Here is a 15,397-nt window from a genome sequence, read left to right as displayed (position 1 = left end):
GGGAGGGGCAGAATGATGGGGGCAAGACGATGGGGGCAAGACGATGGGGGCAAGACGATGGGGGCAAGACGATGGGGGCAAGACGATGGGAGGGGCAGCGGATGGCCATCTGTTTCCGATGACGCCACGTGTGGTCGCTCAACCGCTTCGTTCGGCCTCCAGCGCTCCGCTCCCTCGCCTCCAGGAGATACGCTTGTTTGCCTCCGATTCAAAGCTGCGTCCACCACTCTCGCTCTGCTTGCTACTGATGCGACTAGGCATCACCCGTGTCTTTCTCATGTGGACGATCGATGAATTAGGCTCAAACGTGGGGTGAGCATCTTGCTGGCTTGCTCGGATTGCAGGGGAGTCGCAAGCTGGAAGCTTACGCCACGATTCGCAAGCTGGAAGCTTACGCCACGATTCGCAAGCTGGAAGCTTACGCCACTTTTAGTGAGAGCCCGGGTGGTCACTTCACCCGCGTGATCTTCGAGAACTCCGACTTCGTCTTCTTGGCATAGATGCCGGTCGCGTCGGTGCCATCGGACAACTTGGGACCGGGTTTGCGTTTGCCGCCGTCCGGCTGGTTGATCCACCACTGCTTCGGACCTTCGTTTTCGACGCCTTCCCAAACCTCCAGAAACTTCGCTTTCATCTCCGCCAATTTTTCAGGCATCTCGTCGGCCAAATCATGTTCTTCTTTCCAGTCCGTTGCGATCTGATACAGCTGAAACTTTTCCAGCTTTTGATCGGCAACGATCTTCCATTGGCCGATTCTCATCGCTGCGTGGCTGGCCGGCGGAGCGATGTGGGTGCGCCAAAACAACGGCACGGGGCGATCCAGCGATTTGCCTTCGCAAGCCGGCAACAGGTTGACGCCATCGATCGTGCGGTCGGTCGGCACCGGCGCTCCGGCGATCTGCAGCACCGTCGTGAAAATGTCCGAACCGATGATGGGCACCTCGCTGACCGTTCCCGGTTGGATCTTACCAGGCCAACGGACGATCCCCGGAACCCGGATTCCACCTTCGTGGCTGTCGCGTTTTCGGCCCCGCAAGCCGCCGGTGGATCCCCAGGTTCGATTCTGTTGTGATTCCGGTTTTCTCAGATTGCCTTTGCCAGAGCCTTCGGGACCGTTGTCACTGGTGAAGATGACGAACGTGTTGTCTCGCAATCCCAGCTCATCAACCGTCTTCATCAAATTTCCGAAGGCATGGTCCAGCTGGGTGACATTGCCGTGGTGCTGCCGCACGCCCGGATTCTCGATCTCGCTGTACAGCTGCTGGAACTTGGGGTCGCTTTCGATCGGCAGGTGCGGCTCGTGGGTCCAGACGGTGATGAAGAACGGTCGCTCCGGGTCGCGCTGCTGCTTCAACCATCTCGACGCTTCCTCCGCGACCAATGGAGCCGAGAATCCTTTCAGCGGGCCGACTTCTTTTCGGTTGCGAACGAAGTTGATCGGGTCCTTGTGCGACGGTGACGCGTTGTTCTGTGTTGCGAACCACCAGTCGTATCCGTGGTCATCCGGCTGCGGTTGTTCGTCGCTATTGAAATAGCCGTTCAAATGCCACTTGCCGCTGTGCATCGTCTGGTAACCGAGCGGCTGCAGCGATTCAGGAATCGTGACTTCGCTCTCACGCAAGTGAGCCGGATTTCCCACGGGCAGCCAACGCCAAACGCCGTTTCGGTAGGGGGTGCGGCCGGTCAGGATCGATGAACGACTCGGCGAGCAGACACCACAAGCGGCATAGGCCTGTGTGAAACGAACCCCTTCGGACGCGAATTGGTCCAGATTCGGAGTCTGGATTTTTGGGTGTCCGTAGCAACCCAGGTCGCCCCAGCCGAGATCGTCCGCCAGAAAGACAATGAAGTTGGGTGGGTCGGCGGCATCACAAGGCGTCGCCTGCCAAGCGTGCGTCAACAACAGCAACAACGCAATCAGGGCGGTGTGGAGAACCGGTCTCATCGGGGAGGCCTCTGTCATGGTTTGTGGGGAAGTCGACGTCATGTTGAGTCACGATTGTAATCCGCTGACGGCGGTTGCGAGGAGGCGCCGGTCAGCATTCCGCCGAGCATGACGCCCAGCAGGGCGACGGGCACGTACAAGATCATGTCAGCGACGGCCATCACTTTCCGAATCATCGTTCCACCGGTGTGAGGAGTTTCAGCCGTCCAGGTATTGCTTCAGACTGGTTTGCAGCAGGTAGGTCCATCCGTCTTCACAGCTTTCACGCGTGAATTCTGGCATCTCATTGGGAAACGACTCGATGCCTTCGTTGGTGACTCGCAGCCGGGATCCTTCGCCCTCCTCAAAGACTTCGAAGGTCACTTTGCCGGTCCCCGAAATTCCTTCGTAACGCCAATCATAAACGATGATTTGTCCCGGGATCACTTCGGTGATCTTCCAGAGGTGTCGGAAAACGCGTCTGCCGGAGTCGGTGTCAAATTGGGTTTCGAATCCGGGCTCCGCCCGGAACTCGGGGAGGTTGTCAAAAAACCAATTCACCATTTGTTCCCGTTCGGTAATGGCCTTCCAGACCGTTGACTTGGGCACGTCATACGAGTGCTCGACCACAATCGGTGCTGAAGGATCAGTCATGCTTTTTTGCTCCAATGACGAAAGAGGATCGCGGTCAGGTCGCCGGTCCCGAGTCGTGTTCGCTTGACTCCAGCGGACACCCCTTCGTTCGACGCGAGATGGCCTTCACCCGGACGAGCGTGCAGGGGACATCATGAAACAGAAAAAGGCGAGGACGCGGACCGAAAGGTGTGGTTCCATAGATGATACACCGGCGAGTCGCTTCGTGTGACCGCGTGTGCTGCCGCCAATCGCATGCGGAAACGTGACGACGAGCCCGTCATCGCCACGGGTGTCGTCCGTCTACGGTTGAACGCGTCGTAGGAACCAGCGACCGAAGCGTTTCGATTGCATGGTTTTGTGTTTTCGATGGCAGAGGTTGTGCCAATCGGGCGTCCTGGATTCTCGCGTATCTGCCTTGCCGGCTTTCCAGATGAACATCTAGGCTGAGCAGGTTGCGGTTGCGAACGTTCTGCTGAGCTTCGCATCAAGGGACGGAGTAAGATGGAAAAGCGGAATTGATCGATACGATCCGCGATGTAAGTTAAGCCTTCCCAAGCGATCACACCCACCTCTTTGAGTGACAACATTGAATCGTGAATCAACCACCCGTCTCGCCGTCAACCTGATTCGCGCGATTACCGTACTGACGATCATCGTGGCGTTGGCTGCGGCTTTCGTTCTCGCCAGCGAAATCGCCTTGATCTTGTTTCTCGGCGTCTTATTCGGCGTGTTCCTCACGAAGTTGGCCGGACGGGTTGCGTCGCACTCGCCCGTCGGCTATCGCGGGGCGTTGTCGATCGTGGTTGTTTCCTTGTTGCTGGTATTTACCGGAACGGTGTCTTTTTTCTTCGTCCAGATCAATCAGCAAGTCGAAGCGGCGAGCGGTAAGATCGACGAGGGGATGAAGGAACTACGCGATTTGATCGAAGAGTATCCGGCTTTGGAAGCGACGCTCGCTTCGACACCGGTTGTTTCTGCAGCGATCGAGGTTGAGACGGACAGGAGCAAGTCGGGGGAAAAAACAGACAGTGGATTCCAAAGTAGCGAGGAGAATAAAACTAGCAACAAGAAAAGCGGTTCGTCGCAGCAATCGGGAATCCAACTCGACAGCATTCCAGAACCCGTCAAGCAGGCTGCCGGTTCGATCGGGGCGATGTTCAGAACGACGTTCGGGTTGGTCGTTAACAGCTTGCTGATCTTTTTCGTCGGCTTGTTCCTGGCCGTTTCGCCCGGATCCTATCGCGACGGCATTGTTTGTCTGGTTCCCAAACCGAAGCGAAAACGGATTGCGGAGGTGCTGGATTCAACCAGTGAGACGCTTTGGCGGTGGCTGATCGGCCGCTTCGGTTCGATGTTGGCAACCGGATTGGGGGCGTTTCTGCTGCTGCTTGTTTTGGGAGTTCCGATGGCGGGAACGCTCGGCATTCTCACCGCTTTACTAACCTTCATTCCCAACATCGGAGCCGCAGTAGCGTTGGGCTTGGCAATTTTGTTCGCGCTGCCACAAGGCGTCGGGATTGTCGGAGCCGTCGTCGGCGGATACTTCGTCTTGCAACTTTTCGAAAGCTATGTTGTGACGCCGTTGATTCAACAGAAAGCTGCATCGCTGCCACCGGCGTTGCTGATCTCGTTTCAAGCGATCATGGGCGTGTTGTTCGGATTCACTGGTGCCGCTGTCGCATCCCCCTTGCTCGCCGCCGGCAAAACGATGGTTGAGAGGTTATACATCGAGGACTACTTGCAGTCCGATGAGGGCGCTGGCGATGCCAGTTCTCACTCGCCTTGAGCAGCTGATCGACTCGAATCGAAGAGCTGGAGGCAGGAAGTCGTTTCAATCATCTCGCCGGTCCATCTCGTCGAGCTGCATCACCGACATCGTCTCTGGCACGACCAGGGCAATGTGGACGCGATTGAACAGACGAAACACGACAAGTGCAAGCAAACACCATGCCGCCGCCGCAAACGACTCCTCTGCCGCGACGACGAGGCGGGAGAGACCTGCGGAGTCGACGGGCAGTGGCATGAATTCGGTATTATGTCGCTTCCGTTTCTCCTTGTGAGTTGCTTGCGGTTTCGATCCGGTTGCGGTCGGCATCTTCGATGAGGTCAGAGATTTGTCGGAATAATTTTTCGAAATCAACGGGCTTTGGATGAAACGCATCACAACCGGCCGCCATCGCTCGCGACTCATCGCCGGGCAACGCGTATGCGGTCAGTGCGATGACCGGAATTCGGTTGACTGGGTCTGCCGCTCGGATTTGCATCGTTGCCTCCAGGCCGTCCAACTCGGGCATGTTGACATCCATCAAGATGAGTGAGGGAGCCGACTGCGCCGTTGCCAGAATCGCTTCCAGCCCGTTGGTCGCAGTGACGACGGCATATCCGTGTCTCTGGAGTTTCAGAGTCATCAACTCACGAATGTCTTCGTGATCGTCAACGAGAAGGATGGTCTTCATGATCGGGGCCTGTCTGTGAGTCTCATGGGAAGCACTAGACCATGGTCACGGAGTCGCGGCGGTTCAAGATGGATTCTATTTTGGAGCGTGTCTGGGAATACGAAGTTGCCATGCCTGTCGCGCCGGCCTTTCGAAACTTGACGAACAATTTGTCAAAGTTTTTGAACTTGCCGAGGCATGAAACCAAGATCGGACCGGTGTAGCCCTCGTTGCGAACGGACCGGCACAGGTACCTCGCTTGGACGAAACCGCCTTTGGGAAGCACCACAATGACGACTATCGCCGGATCGCGTCGCGCGATTTCTTGTCCGACCTGCTGGGGGAGGATGTCGTCATCGATGCTATCGAGTGCGAAAAGACCCAATCCACCGATTCGAAGCAGATTTAGAACAAGCAGTTCGCTGAAGTGATGCGACGTGCAACCGACGACGCTCGGCATGTCGACCACACTCGCACGATCGATCTCATCGTCGGAGGGTTCTTCGCGCGAATCGATGCTCCGGTGAAGTTCCGCCATCAAACCGCCCGCCATGGCAAGGAGGCGGTTGGCGTCGGCATCGGTCAGGTGTTCCGCGTCATGGTCCCGCCGAATGCGTTTGACCATCGGGATCAGCAATTCATCGCACGTTGAATCCAAACTACTCTCGCGCGTGTGTTCGTTCAACATCTCCCTGGCGCGGTGTTCGTCGCCTGCCAACATTCGTTGATAGAGACGCATTGACGGTTTGATCTCGACCTCTTCACTCAGCAATGTCGAGAGAACCTTAAAACGTGGGACATAGCGGCCCAGCACCACCAAACAAACGGTCAGCGGTGTCGAAAGCAGCAAGCCGACTGGACCCCAAAGCCAGCCCCAAAAGACTGCCGCCACGATCACCGCAACGGCCGAAATGCCGGTGCTCGTCCCGTACAACCACGGCTCGAGAACGTTGTTGCTGACCAATTCCATGGTGATGATGAGAGCGAGCACGGCTGACGCCACGCCGTAGCCTGGAAAGACCGATAGAGCGAGTGCCAATGGAAACACCGCGGCCGCGGTCGGACCGAGATAGGGCACGAATCGCAGGCAAGTCGCCAAGACGCCCCAAAGGATGGCATTGGGGAAACTACCGTCCTCGGTCATCGTGACGCCGATGACGGTGAGCCCGATGGTGAGGACGAACCCGTAGGAGGCGTTGATGATGGACTGGGCGATAAGGTAGCGACTGATGCGGCTCGCAGCTTCATCCAACGCTTCGGTCGTCGTGACATAATTCCCTTGGCTGACGACATAAATGATTCGATCTCTCAAGTCCTCGCGATGAACCAACATGAACAGCGCAAAGACGCTGACCAAACCGGCCGTCGCAAGGGGACCCAGGACCGTGCCGGCCGTTGTCGCCCACGAGGCAAGCGGGAGGTCGGCTTGTACCTCTTTTACATACAGCGGCGCTTTGGCGGACGTGCCATCGTGCGTGATGTCTTCGGCGTTCGGGGCCGGACCAGGCAATAGCTTTTCCCAAAACGATACCTCATCCGGCGGCTCGCCCAGGCCGTTTTCACTCTCCTCGATCGCTTCGGTTACTTCCTCGGCGAGGTCTCCCAGCGAACCGCTTACCCCGGTCGTCATCCCGCCAAGACTCCTGGCTTTGGCGACCAGTTCGTGTTTGTGTCTGGGGAGATCACCGACCAGCGTGGTCAGTTCCCGAGCGATCAAGGTAAACCCGCTCGCAAGCAGGATAAAAGCCAGTGCAGCGGTCGTCACAACCGCCGTGAGATTCGGTACGCCCATCCGCCCTAATCGATTCACGATGGGGCTGAGCAAGAACGAAAGCAGTAGTCCGAGTGCCAACGGGATGAAGACATCGCGGGCAAAGTAAAGCGCCGCGACGATTAAGACCGTCGCGAGCAATTGTGCCACCGACGCAATGGTTGCGAGATCGGATTTGCGGTTTGCCATTCACGGTATCCTGTCTGCTAGAGTTCTTGCCCGGTACCGCTTGGGACGGTGCTCAAACGGCGGGTCCGCGTCGTCCCATCACCAGTCCGATGATAAATAGGACCAGGAACACGATGAACAGGAGTTTTGCGATCGTCGCAGCGGTTCCGGCAACGACGCCAAAGCCGAGCACACCAGCGATCAAAGCGATAATCAAAAAGGTCAAAGCCCAGCCCAACATGGCATTCTCCAAGGGTGAAATGGTTGGCCTCGTGGCCGCGAACGTCACCGCCTTTCGAGTGCTTCTGCCGCTAATGCGATTGTCGTGCCAAAGTGATTTGCGGCGAGTTTCGTGGCCTAAATCGTCGTCGCCAGATGGGGCGATGGACGTTTCGCGACCACGATGGCCGCGAAGAGGACAAGGGCGTCCGTGGCTGCGTGTGTTCTCCACAACCTCGCCTCCGAAAATGACCTCCGATTTCTTTCCGTATCAAGGCAACAGGTTGATTCCGACGACCCGTGTGCAAGCGAAAGGCGAGGTCATTGCCAGGTGTGAAACGGTGCCAATGATCAGCGTCAGGGGAAACCGATCTATACTGCGATGGGTGTGACGGATCTGCCCCGAGTGAGTTTCGCTGCGTTGGGTCGCCAGCGTACGGGGCTCAATCCGGATTGCCAACCTGGTCTTCACGCCCATTCAGTTCGGGCTGCGAAACCTACCGTTGGCCGCACTCGACATCCTGATCGTCTGGGCAGCGATCATCTGGATGATGGTGGCGGTGTGGAAACACTACCGGTGGGTTGCCGCGGCACAGCTGCCGTATTTTGTCTGGGTCTCGATTGCGACCGTGCTGCAACTGTCGATCACTTGGTGGAATCTAAACCGGTGACCCGGTGACTGCCTCAAAGGCTGATACGGCAGCGCAGGGACCGAGGAGGCTGGGCGTCGTCATTCCCGGCAATAGGATAACGCCAACAGCGAGTATGCCGTGACAAGGTTTCGGTTTCCTTCCATCCACCGATCGCTTGCTCGATTGACCCATGATCCGTCGTCTTGTTGGACGTCGGTCAACGTCATGACGAGCTCTCGATTCCAAAAATGATTGTTGCCATCGGCGTCGGTTAGCACGCGGATCTTGGCGGCGTGGAGCGCTTTGGCGAAAGTGTGGTAGTAATAGTACAGCCCGGCCTGTCCCATTCCCGGATTCTCGGTCAGTGAATAGTGGTCTTGGATAAAGTTCATGGCGGCGATCACACGTGGATCGGATTCCGTTAACCCGGCATGAATCAGGCTTTTGAATCCCGCGTAGGAGATGGATCCGTAGCTGCGAAGTCCGCCGCCAGCGTCGCGCGTGTCCCCTCCAACCACTTTGGTTTCACCGCCGGCGGCAGGGGTGTAGTAGAACCCGCCATCACCTTCGGCCGTGGCATGCGGCAAATCATTTCCATGGCCGGCCAGGTTTTGTGACCTTGAGACGAAGATCAACGCCTTTTTGATCGCTTCGTCGTTGGCATCGTTGCCCAAGTCCCGCAGTGCATCGATCATGAACGACGTGTTGGAGAGATCGGGACGGGAGTGGCTGCCGTATCCGGCTCCGCCGTAGGCCGGATCCGCGGGCGTGACGCCCTCGCCTTCGTCCCATTGAATCTCTTTCAAAAACGCTTCGGCTCGTTTGAGTTGGCTGTCAAAGCGATCGTCTCGGTTGGCCGCGACCAGTGCCCCGACGGCGACCGACGTTTCATAGTTTCGGTGTCTGGACCCTTTCACGTAAATTCCGCCATCGGGTTGGACGTGATCCAGGATCACCTGCAAAGCCTTCTTGACGGCAGGCGAGTCAACCTCGGTCGGACGGTTCTCCAGAATCGCGCGGACACACAATCCGGTGACTGCGACACCGCTTTCGGGGCTAAAGAATCCGTCGGCGGATTGCCCACGGTTCTTCAAAAAGCTGATCCCCAACGAAACCGCTTCGTCAATTGCCGCATTCGTTTGCTCGGGTGACTGGGGGGCGTTCCCGTTCGCCGGACGGTCCTGGCCGATCGCAGGGATCACCAGACCGACGGCAAGGAAACCGACGGCAAGGAACACGCCCGCCATGCGGGTCGAAACACGTTTGGTAACGAAGCTGAGGAGTCGATCAGATTGCACGAAAGGTTTCCTGGCTGAGAGAGGACTGGTTGACGGGGCGTTTGACACGTCGGTCTTCACCTAGGTGGGCTAGTCTGATCGGATCGTCGTGTTGCTCGTATCAAGACGGATCAGCCTGCCCTGGCGAAGGAGCGCCGAGAGTAGGCAAAAAACGTACCAACCCGATCAATCGATTTTTGGTGGCTGAAAACGCAGTGACAGCGGATCCGGCGGCAGGAAATCCGCCGGCCGCGATGGATTTCCCGCCGCGAGAATTCCTGATGGGGGATTGGCGGACGAGTTCGAGCGATCGCCAGTGGGGGACTGTGGGGGACTTCGCAACGCGTCCTCAAGGACCGTCTATACTGTCCACTGCTGCGTCGTTGCCGCCGCCGGGCGGTGGCAACGTCCACGCGACGACCTTGATTTTCCGTCCGTCGCTTACCCACCTACCACAGTTGCCCCGCCTACCACAACGGTTTTGAGCACCGACTCGACCGACGTCGATGGACACGTGATTCGAGAGAGATTGCATGAATGGTCGAATGAATGCGTTCGCGCACGATGTGCATGCGGGTGATGGTCGTTGGGTCAGTTCACGTGCGAAACGTGCGTTTGACGGTGTCCATGTGCAATGGTTTGAACGAGTGACGGTTCGTTTTCTTCTGGTTGTCATTGCATCCGTTTCCGTCTCAGCGATGGCGTCCGCCGCGGAACCCTTTGAGGTGTTTCTGAAAAAGCATTGCGTCCGCTGCCATGGCTCACAGGAGGATGAAGGCGAGCTGCGGATCGACCGGCTGTCGCGAGATTTTAAGGCCGGCCTGGACTCACACCATTGGGCCGAGACGCTCGACAAGGTCAACAGTGGCGAAATGCCTCCGAAGGACCAGCCGCAGCCGACTCAGGATGAGATTGCAGCGTTCGTGACGAGTCTCGACGCACGGCTCAAGGACGGTCGCGCGGCGCGGATGGCGGCCCGGCCGGCGGTGGCGCACTATCGGCTCAGCCGCAAGGAATACCAGAACACGGTCTATGACCTGCTCGGGGTGCGCTACGATCCCTTCAAGCCGGGGGAGCTGAACGAGGACACGCTGTGGCGAGGTTTTGAGCGCATCGGGTCGGAGCTTTCGCTGTCGCCGTCGCATATCGACCGCTACTACCGCGCCGCGGACATCGTGCTCGATCGAGCGTTTTCTGCCACATCCGCCGACGCTCGCATCGTCCGCAAAACGGCAGCGGAGTTGCGTTACGGCGGCGGGAAGGTCCAGCAGGAAACGCTGGACCGGTTTGGTATCAAGCGTCCGCTGCGATTCTTGCTCTTTCCCGGCCGGGTTCAGAATGCGCTCTCGTCCAATTGGTTTGGAAAGACCGGTCCGGAACACAGCGGGCTTTATCGCATGCGGCTGCAAGCCAGCGGGATCCGTCCGCCCGGCGGCCAGCCGGCTCACCTCAGCATTGGCACGCGAACCGGCGAGGAGACGGTCGACGGGCTCATCGAATTTGACATCACGGCACCAGAGGACAACCCGCAGGTCTATGAGTTCGAGGTGTTTCTCGAAATGCCGACGACGCTGCATTTTTGCGTGGTCGCGACCGATGGGGTGGACCGTAGGGGCGGTGCCGCCTTCCGCAATGCGATCGCCAGTCGGTCGTACATTTTTACGCATAGCAGTGAGACCCTTCTTCTGAATCCGAACGCCCCGCAAATGTTCGACGACAAAGGCAATGGCATCTTCTCCACCGTGCTGCTCGATTGGATCGAGTGGGAAGGGCCGCTGCAAACCGAGGCGGAACGCACTCGCCGCGAGGGCGTGCTGCCGCCTGATGATGCCACTGCCGAAGGAGTCGCGGAGCATTTGCAGCGATTCGCCGAACTCGCGTGGCGGCGCCCGGTGAAGAAGCGCGAACTGGAGCACTATCTACAATCGTTCGGCGTCGAACGCGAGGCGGGCGAAACGGCGACCGAGGCCTTTCGGATCGCGATGCAGGGCGTGCTGACGTCCCGTAACTTCGTCTATCTCGTCGAGGGCGATCCCGAGCCCCGTGAACGCCTCACGGACTGGGAACTGGCTTCGCGGCTTTCGTATTTCCTCTGGAGTTCGATGCCCGACGACGGCCTCTTTACGGCCGCCAGAAGCGGCCAATTGAACGGTGCAGGGCTGGGGAAAGCAGTGGACCGCATGCTGACGGACGACCGCATTGAACGCTTCATCGATGACTTCTCGCGGCAGTGGTTGCAACTGCACCGCGTCGGCATGTTCCCGCCCGACAAACAACTCTACCCCGACTACGACGACTGGCTCGAGGCGAGCATGCGGGCCGAGCCGGTCGAGTATTTCCGCGAGATGTTCGCGACAAACCTGCCCATTGACGATTTCCTGCGTTCCGACTGGACGATGGCCAACGCCCGGCTCTGCGATTTCTACGGGCTGTCGGAACCGACCCACAGCGGCTTCCAACGCGTCTCGCTGACGCCCGACGACCATCGCGGCGGTCTGCTCACGATGGGCGCGGTGCTCGCCTTGACGTCCGACGGAACCCGCCACCGCCCGGTGCATCGCGGCGTCTGGGTCAGCGAAGCGATCTTCAACAAAACCCCGCCGCCACCGCCGGCCAACGTCGATCCGATTGAACCGAATCCGCCGCAGCGTCCCAAGGCGACCATCCGTCAGAAGCTTGCCGCCCATGCTCAGAACGCGAGTTGTGCCGCCTGTCACCGAGGCATTGATCCGCTCGGATTCGCTTTTGACCAATATGACGCCATCGGCCAATGGAGGACGCACGAACGCGTCGCAGCCGGGACCGGAGACGACCCATCGGTGGATGCCTCGGGCGTCATGCCCGACGGCCGCCCGTTCACCGATTCGGTCGAGTTCAAACGGCTGCTGCTGGACGACCGCGACAAGGTCGCGCGGGCCTTCATCGAACACCTCTGCACCTACGCCCTCCGACGCGTCCTCACCGTCGATGATCAAGAGGATCTCAATGCGATCGAAGAAGAAGCGAAGAAGAGCGACGATCGAATTCGAGACATCGTCCGCGCGGTGGCTCTGTCGGAACTGATGAGGAAGCGGTGAAGGGAGTTGTTAGCAATTAGCTGTTAGCTGTTAGCAATTAGCAATTAGCTGTTAGCTGTTAGCCAGAGAATATGATGTTTTATCCACGAACCTTAGGTTGACCCACCTCTTTGCATCCCGAATGGGATGGCAGAAAGTAGCCGGCGGTCGAGCGAAGCGAACACCGCCGGAATGGATAAGGACAGTCCAAATCGACCCCGAAAGGGTCGCAGCGTATGAGTGCTGTGACCCCATCCGGGGTCAATCCGTAATTGATGCAACGATTCCGGTGGTGCGCTAAGGCGACCACCGGCTACTTGCTGCAACCCCTGCCGGGGTAAAGCCTGCTACTAACCGCTAACCGCTAACCGCTAACCGCTATGTCTCATTTTCTCTCTCAGTCCTGGCGCATCGACCGCCGGCATGCACTGCGTGCCTTGGGCACTTGCATTTCACTGCCATTGCTGGAATGCATGATCCCGTTACGGGCGGCCGAGCAGGCGTCCGCATCGCCGCGACGCAGCGCGTTCATCTACCTCGCCAACGGTGTTCATTCGCTGAATTATCAGATCACCACACCGGGCGAAGGCTACCAGTTCTCCCGTTCGCTCAAGCCGTTGGAGAAGCATCGTGACGTCATCACACCCATCAGCGGCTTGCATCACCCGGGAAGCCTCAGCCACCACCACAACTGCATCAAGATCTGGCTGACCGGTGGAAAACTCGGTCCCTCGGACCGCAACACGATCTCGGTGGACCAGAAGATGGCCGAAGTCACCGCTCCGCACACCCGTTACCCGTCGATGGAAATTGCGATCACGCAGGAGTCGCTCGCCTGGACGGCCGATGGCGTTCAGCTTCCGCCGATGCGTCGTTGCAGTGAAATCTTTGCGTCGCTGTTCGAGGAGCCGAAAGGCGGCATTGCAGCTCAGCGAAGGGCGTTGCGTCGTAAGGCCAGTGTCCTTGACGACAACCTCGCCGAAGTGCGCCGGCTGGAGCAGAAGATGGGAGCGGCTGACAAGGGGCGTCTGGACCAATACCTCAGTTCGGTCCGAGAGGCGGAGATTCGCACGCGGCGCGCCGATGCCTGGCTCGACACGCCGCTGCCCCCCATTTCCGACGCCGACCGCAAACGCACCGACCGTGACATCCCTGACACCCAAGCGGGTGACTATTTCCGCACGGTCTATGACCTCATGGTGCTGGCTTTTCAGACCGACGTGACCCGCGTGGCCACTTTCAGTCTGGGGGGCGAAGGCCAGGCGATCGCGATTCCCGAAATCGGCATCACGGAGTCTCGGCATCAACTCAGCCACCACGGCGGCGATGCCGGCTACATCGAAAAACTCACCAACTACGACACCTTCGCCATCGAGCAGTACGGCTATTTTCTCTCGCGGCTGCAGGAGACCAAGGACCTCGACGGACGGCCGCTGTTGGGCTCGACGATGGCACTGTTCGGCAGCGGCATGTCTTACGGGCACAGCCACGGCAATGCCAACCTGCCGCTGGTGCTCGCCGGCGGTTCTGACCTCGGCCTCCAGCACGGCCGCCATCTCGACTTCAATCAGGGCCACTTCAATGGCTATCAACTCGACAAGCCCGGCGAGCACTACGCGCTGTGCAGTCGGCCCGCGAACCCAGACGCACACATGAGCAATCTCCTCGCAATGATGGCACAACGCATGGGAGTGGAGACGGACACGTTCGGTGACAGCAATTCAGTCATTGAAGTGTGAGGAGCGATTAGCTGTTAGCTGTTAGCTGTTAGCTGTTAGCTGTTAGCTGTTAGCTATTAGCTATTAGCTATTAGCCGCAAATCCAGAACTGCTAACTGCTAACTGCCAACTGCTAACTGCCAACTGCTAACTGCTAACTGCCAACTGCCAACTGCCAACTGCTAACTGCTAACTGCTAACCGCTAACCGCTAACTGCTAACCGCTAACCGCCATGCCTTCCACTCAGCCTCTCTGTTCAAGACTACACTCGGCACTGTGGCTGAGTGTTGTTTTGAGCGTGGGAACAGCCATCGCAGATGAACCGTTTCGCCCCACGGTGGGCTCGTTTCCTCCCTTGGAAAAGGCACACGCCTATCGCGGCGAACTGGTGTTCGTGGATCATGTCAATCGCCGCGGCAGCATTCGTGTGCAAGGGGCGGGCACGTATTTTCGAAACCCGCCACACCCCTTCGCGATGCTCCCCTATGGTGTGGTGCGGTATCGCGGTGCACCGGCGGATCTTCGGGACATCCCGCTCGGCACCGTGTTGCACGTCCGGGCATTCCTGCCGCCCGACCCGACGCTCTCCGCCGTGCCGGTGCTTCCGATCGACAACCGAAAGAAAACGGCCGGCTACAGCGGCGCCGGGATCGCGCCGGCCGAGAACCACGTCCTGCTGCTCGAAGACGAACTCAGCCACTGCCTTCGCGAGGGATTGGGATGGAAGCTGAAAGAGATTGACGTCGACAACCACGAGGGGCGGATCGTTGCCAGCCGCCAACCGAAGGAAGGCGGGGACGGCACGCCGGCCGAGGAAACGATGACGTTTGATGCCGCCACCCGAATCTGGCGTGGCCGCGAATGTTTGGGAGTCAAGGATTTGATCGCCGAAGGGCTTTGGCCGGCAAGCGGAAAGCAGATGCTCAGTGACCAGGCCGCACAGCTGGGAATCACCTGGAAACCCACGCCGTCGAGTGTCTTCACTCGGTTTCATGTCTCAGACATCTGGCTGGATGACACCGCAATCGGGCGCGCCGCCGACCAACAGGCTGAGACGCACAAGGCCTTTATCCGCAGCCGCTGGATGCCCGCTTGGATTGATGCCGTCGAGTATGGCAAGTTCGGCCACGCGACCGTGACCGCCACCTTGTTCGGTGGCATGGACGCCTCGCTTTACGCCGATTTCCAGAAAGGGAAACAGGCCGCGATGAACGCATCGGAAAACACATTGAAGCATGCCGGCGGCAACTACGGACCTGCCCACATGGCGTCGAAAGGCCCCATTCTGGACGTCGTGAAGGCGACGGGCGACGTCCCCCTGGGCAGCAGCGGCATTCAAATCCGCTTCGAGACGGACCTGGTCATTGAGGGGATCCGTCCGGGACGAGTCGTTCGCGTCCGTCCGGCGGGTTGGCCCGAGGTGAACCTTCCCCGAGAAGAGTTTCTGGGCGATGGAAGCTTCCGCCACGAAGACCGCTTCCCAACCCCGGACATCTTTCCCAAATACTGACGCGGAGTGCATTGCCGCAACGGGGCGATCCCCGGTCGCTGCTCTGCAGC

General features: G+C 58.8%; 13 protein-coding genes. 5 read left to right on the top strand and 8 right to left on the bottom strand.

Annotation, left to right across the window (positions count from 1 at the left end):
- Positions 1-448 precede the first annotated feature (448 nt).
- The 3 genes from NZK35_RS28265 to NZK35_RS28255 are packed head-to-tail and all read right to left on the bottom strand — an operon-like array spanning position 449 to position 2,578.
- Positions 449-1,945: a sulfatase-like hydrolase/transferase gene (locus NZK35_RS28265; RefSeq protein ID WP_259635880.1), complete on the bottom strand. Its 1,497-nt coding sequence runs from the start codon at positions 1,943-1,945 to the stop codon at positions 449-451.
- 38 nt (positions 1,946-1,983) lie between these two features.
- Positions 1,984-2,121, bottom strand: a complete 138-nt coding sequence (locus tag NZK35_RS28260) for a hypothetical protein (protein WP_259635879.1) — start codon at positions 2,119-2,121, stop codon at positions 1,984-1,986.
- Positions 2,122-2,143: 22 nt separating this feature from the next.
- The gene (locus tag NZK35_RS28255; RefSeq protein ID WP_259635878.1) at positions 2,144-2,578 is read right to left on the bottom strand and encodes an SRPBCC family protein; all 435 of its coding nucleotides are present in this window, start codon (positions 2,576-2,578) and stop codon (positions 2,144-2,146) included.
- 568 nt (positions 2,579-3,146) lie between these two features.
- Between NZK35_RS28255 and NZK35_RS28250 the strand changes: the two genes are divergently transcribed.
- Complete coding sequence (locus tag NZK35_RS28250; RefSeq protein WP_259635877.1) at positions 3,147-4,346, top strand: AI-2E family transporter; 1,200 nt, start codon at positions 3,147-3,149, stop codon at positions 4,344-4,346.
- A 45-nt stretch (positions 4,347-4,391) separates the two neighbouring features.
- Here NZK35_RS28250 and NZK35_RS28245 read toward each other — a convergent pair whose 3' ends face one another.
- Genes NZK35_RS28245 through NZK35_RS28230 form a run of 4 tightly spaced genes read right to left on the bottom strand, consistent with a single transcriptional unit; the run spans position 4,392 to position 7,175 of the window.
- Positions 4,392-4,583, bottom strand: a complete 192-nt coding sequence (locus NZK35_RS28245) for a hypothetical protein (RefSeq protein ID WP_259635876.1) — start codon at positions 4,581-4,583, stop codon at positions 4,392-4,394.
- A gap of 10 nt (positions 4,584-4,593) precedes the next feature.
- Complete coding sequence (locus NZK35_RS28240; protein ID WP_259635875.1) at positions 4,594-5,016, bottom strand: response regulator; 423 nt, start codon at positions 5,014-5,016, stop codon at positions 4,594-4,596.
- 34 nt (positions 5,017-5,050) lie between these two features.
- On the bottom strand, positions 5,051-6,955 hold the full coding sequence (locus NZK35_RS28235) for an AI-2E family transporter (RefSeq protein ID WP_259635874.1): 1,905 nt from the start codon (positions 6,953-6,955) through the stop codon (positions 5,051-5,053).
- A gap of 52 nt (positions 6,956-7,007) precedes the next feature.
- Positions 7,008-7,175 carry a DUF1328 domain-containing protein gene (locus NZK35_RS28230; RefSeq protein ID WP_259635873.1) on the bottom strand — a complete coding sequence of 56 codons (168 nt, stop codon included), beginning with the start codon at positions 7,173-7,175 and terminating at the stop codon, positions 7,008-7,010.
- Positions 7,176-7,569: 394 nt separating this feature from the next.
- Between NZK35_RS28230 and NZK35_RS28225 the strand changes: the two genes are divergently transcribed.
- Positions 7,570-7,824 carry a TspO/MBR family protein gene (locus NZK35_RS28225; RefSeq protein WP_323379680.1) on the top strand — a complete coding sequence of 85 codons (255 nt, stop codon included), beginning with the start codon at positions 7,570-7,572 and terminating at the stop codon, positions 7,822-7,824.
- Positions 7,825-7,883: 59 nt separating this feature from the next.
- On the opposite strand, the gene NZK35_RS28220 is transcribed toward NZK35_RS28225, so the two are convergent.
- The gene (locus NZK35_RS28220) at positions 7,884-9,083 is read right to left on the bottom strand and encodes a prenyltransferase/squalene oxidase repeat-containing protein (RefSeq protein ID WP_259635872.1); all 1,200 of its coding nucleotides are present in this window, start codon (positions 9,081-9,083) and stop codon (positions 7,884-7,886) included.
- Positions 9,084-9,595: 512 nt separating this feature from the next.
- On the opposite strand from NZK35_RS28220, the gene NZK35_RS28215 reads away from it, so the two are divergent.
- The 3 genes from NZK35_RS28215 (at position 9,596) to NZK35_RS28205 (ending at position 15,347) form a co-directional block, all read left to right on the top strand.
- Positions 9,596-12,139, top strand: a complete 2,544-nt coding sequence (locus NZK35_RS28215; protein WP_259635871.1) for a DUF1592 domain-containing protein — start codon at positions 9,596-9,598, stop codon at positions 12,137-12,139.
- 452 nt (positions 12,140-12,591) lie between these two features.
- Positions 12,592-13,857 carry a DUF1552 domain-containing protein gene (locus NZK35_RS28210; RefSeq protein WP_259635870.1) on the top strand — a complete coding sequence of 422 codons (1,266 nt, stop codon included), beginning with the start codon at positions 12,592-12,594 and terminating at the stop codon, positions 13,855-13,857.
- A 278-nt stretch (positions 13,858-14,135) separates the two neighbouring features.
- The gene (locus NZK35_RS28205) at positions 14,136-15,347 is read left to right on the top strand and encodes a hypothetical protein (RefSeq protein ID WP_259635869.1); all 1,212 of its coding nucleotides are present in this window, start codon (positions 14,136-14,138) and stop codon (positions 15,345-15,347) included.
- Positions 15,348-15,397 lie beyond the last annotated feature (50 nt).

The organism is Stieleria sedimenti, from assembly GCF_025060895.1.
Lineage (GTDB): Bacteria > Planctomycetota > Planctomycetia > Pirellulales > Pirellulaceae > Stieleria > Stieleria sedimenti.
This window is presented reverse-complemented; position numbering and strand designations above follow the sequence as displayed.

Bases quoted from the DNA above. Each gene is read 5' to 3' on its own strand.
- NZK35_RS28230 (WP_259635873.1), bottom strand. From the start codon at position 7,175: ATGTTGGGCTGGGCTTTGACCTTTTTGATTATCGCTTTGATCGCTGGT.
- NZK35_RS28255 (WP_259635878.1), bottom strand. From the start codon at position 2,578: ATGACTGATCCTTCAGCACCGATTGTGGTCGAGCACTCGTATGACGTG.
- NZK35_RS28240 (WP_259635875.1), bottom strand. From the start codon at position 5,016: ATGAAGACCATCCTTCTCGTTGACGATCACGAAGACATTCGTGAGTTG.
- NZK35_RS28215 (WP_259635871.1), top strand. From the start codon at position 9,596: ATGAATGGTCGAATGAATGCGTTCGCGCACGATGTGCATGCGGGTGAT.
- NZK35_RS28260 (WP_259635879.1), bottom strand. From the start codon at position 2,121: ATGATTCGGAAAGTGATGGCCGTCGCTGACATGATCTTGTACGTGCCC.
- NZK35_RS28265 (WP_259635880.1), bottom strand. From the start codon at position 1,945: ATGAGACCGGTTCTCCACACCGCCCTGATTGCGTTGTTGCTGTTGTTG.
- NZK35_RS28235 (WP_259635874.1), bottom strand. From the start codon at position 6,955: ATGGCAAACCGCAAATCCGATCTCGCAACCATTGCGTCGGTGGCACAA.
- NZK35_RS28210 (WP_259635870.1), top strand. From the start codon at position 12,592: ATGATCCCGTTACGGGCGGCCGAGCAGGCGTCCGCATCGCCGCGACGC.
- NZK35_RS28245 (WP_259635876.1), bottom strand. From the start codon at position 4,583: ATGCCACTGCCCGTCGACTCCGCAGGTCTCTCCCGCCTCGTCGTCGCG.